This window comes from Vibrio sp. 10N.222.46.A1, from assembly GCF_041473595.1.
Classification (GTDB): domain Bacteria; phylum Pseudomonadota; class Gammaproteobacteria; order Enterobacterales; family Vibrionaceae; genus Vibrio; species Vibrio tasmaniensis_A.
This window is the reverse complement of the sequence record NZ_JBFRSN010000033.1, coordinates 1-2,247: the sequence shown is the minus strand read 5'-3', so window position 1 is coordinate 2,247 and position 2,247 is coordinate 1. Positions and strand designations below refer to the sequence as shown.

Below are 2,247 nucleotides of genomic sequence, written 5' to 3'. Positions count from 1 at the left end.
GCCTTGCGCTTCAACCCATGCATCACCGTTATCAGCTTTAACAATGTTAAAAGGCATGATTTCGATATCGCGTTGAACTTCTTCATCTTCAAAACGACGACCGATTAGACGCTTAATCGCGTATAGCGTGTTTTGAGGGTTAGTAACAGCTTGACGTTTCGCAGGTTGACCAACTAGCGTCTCGCCTTCAGTGTATGCGATTACCGATGCTGTTGTGCGTTCGCCTTCAGCATTTTCTAATACGCGTGGTTTGTCACCGTCAAGAACAGCAACACAAGAGTTAGTAGTACCTAAATCAATACCAATGATTCGACCCATCAGGCTTTCTCCGAATAAATTCTATTTAGTTTTTTGCTATACCCACTATGTGGGGGGTAGTAATCAGGGATTCAACCCTAATACACAAATTTAAGTGCAAATGTAATTTGCTTTCGTATGCACCATAGATAAGGGCTCACGAATCCTTTTCAAGGGGGATACTGGATTTTTTCACATTTATTTTGATAAAAGGAATGGTTAGACACGAATACATATCATTACCTTCACATAAGCCCAGTAACTGGGGTTATCACCCAATAAAAAACGGAGCCACTTAGGCTCCGTTTGTCTATTCAGGCTTTCCACTTAGATTTCATCTATAGAGGAAAATCTCTGATTACGCTTCTGCTTTCTTTAGCTCAGCTTCTTCGTTTGTTTCAACGCCGATTTCGCCTTCAGACTTAGCAACGATAGTGTTAACCGCTGTATCACCTACTACGTTAGAAGAAGTACAGAACATATCGTTGATACGGTCTACCGCAGCAATGATAGCTAGACCTTCTGGTGGTAAACCTAGTTGGTGCAATAGAACACCTACCATTACAACACCACCACCTGGAACACCACCCGCACCGATAGACAGTAGCAAGATAGTTAGACCCAGAGTAAAGATGTCAGCCGTGTTGATTGGTTGACCGAATGCGTTTGCTACGAACATTGTCGCTAGTGCTATGTAGATAGAGACACCAGACATGTTCATTGTCGCACCCAGTGGTACACCGAAGCCTGCCACAGATCTTGATACACCAAGCTTTTCAGTTAGAGTGCGCATTGTTACTGGGATAGTCGCGTTCGAACTTGCCGTCGATAGTGAGAAAAGGATTTGCTCACGAGTTGCACGTAGGAATTGCTTAGGCGTAATACCTGTCGCGATACCAACCATCATTGGGTAGAAGAAGAAAATCCAGAACACTAGCATCGCAACAACAAGCGCTACATAGCCCGCTACAGACATAAGTGTCTCAGCGTTCAGTGTCGCACCTAGTTGAATCATCAGAGCGAATACACCAAATGGCGCCAAGCTCATTACTAGGCCGATAAGCTTCATCATGATTTCGTTAGCCATCTTGAACGTTTTGATCGCTGGACCGCCACGTGAATCAAGAGCCTGAATAGCAAGACCAGTCAAAATTGCCATGAAGATGATCTGTAGCATGTCGCCGCTTGCAAACGCCTGAACTGGGTTGCTAGGAACGATGTTCACAACAAGAGAGAAGATATCTGGAGTTTCAGTTGTTGTTAGTTGAACTGTCTCAGAGATCGTTCCGGCTAAATCTGCACCAGCACCCGGCTGGAAAATAAGGCCAACAGTTAGGGCTGCAGAAATCGCGATGATGGTGTTGATAATGTAAAGAGCAAAAGTTTTACCACCTAGGCGACCGAAAGAACGGATGTCTTTCAATTCAACAATTCCGCAAACGATAGATACGTATACCAGTGGAACAACCAATAGTTTGATCAAAGAGACAAACATACCACCGACACCTTCTGCTAGACCTAGCAGGTAAGTATCAAATACTGCAATACCGTTGAATAGGTACTGAATAGCAGTACCAATAAGTAGGCCGGCAAACAAGCCTACAAAAATCTTACTTGAGAGCGATTTATCCATCGTTCTTCTCCAGTTTGTTGTGTTTGAAATTTGTACTTTTATAGTTATATATGCGAGTTAAATCGCTATATCGCAGTGGATTTTACATACAAAGATAACAATTAAAAGTATTTATTTACAAAAACATTACAAGTGTGACATCAAAACATTTCTTCATTAACAACCAGTTTCATAATATAAAACTCTAAATCATTGTTCTGGGTAATATAAAAGGAACAACATTCTTAATGCGGTTTTGGTGACTATTTACGTGGGGTCTCAAGTTATAGGCACAAAAAAAGAGAGGCATATGCCTCTCTTTCCATTTTACGTAAACC

The 2,247-nt window shown here is 42.1% G+C and carries 2 protein-coding genes; both read right to left on the bottom strand.

Features of this window, described 5'->3' with window-relative positions; genetic code table 11:
• Nucleotides 1-318, bottom strand: a 318-nt coding sequence (locus AB4496_RS01435) for an Hsp70 family protein (RefSeq protein WP_372130510.1), incomplete at its 3' end; no start/stop codon positions are given.
• A gap of 337 nt (nt 319-655) precedes the next feature.
• Nucleotides 656-1,930, bottom strand: a complete 1,275-nt coding sequence (locus AB4496_RS01430) for a dicarboxylate/amino acid:cation symporter (RefSeq protein WP_009848330.1) — start codon at nt 1,928-1,930, stop codon at nt 656-658.
• Nucleotides 1,931-2,247: the final 317 nt, after the last annotated feature.

What these genes read in the sequence shown, in the direction of transcription:
- AB4496_RS01430 (WP_009848330.1), bottom strand. Translation starts at nt 1,930, where the DNA reads ATGGATAAATCGCTCTCAAGTAAGATTTTTGTAGGCTTGTTTGCCGGC.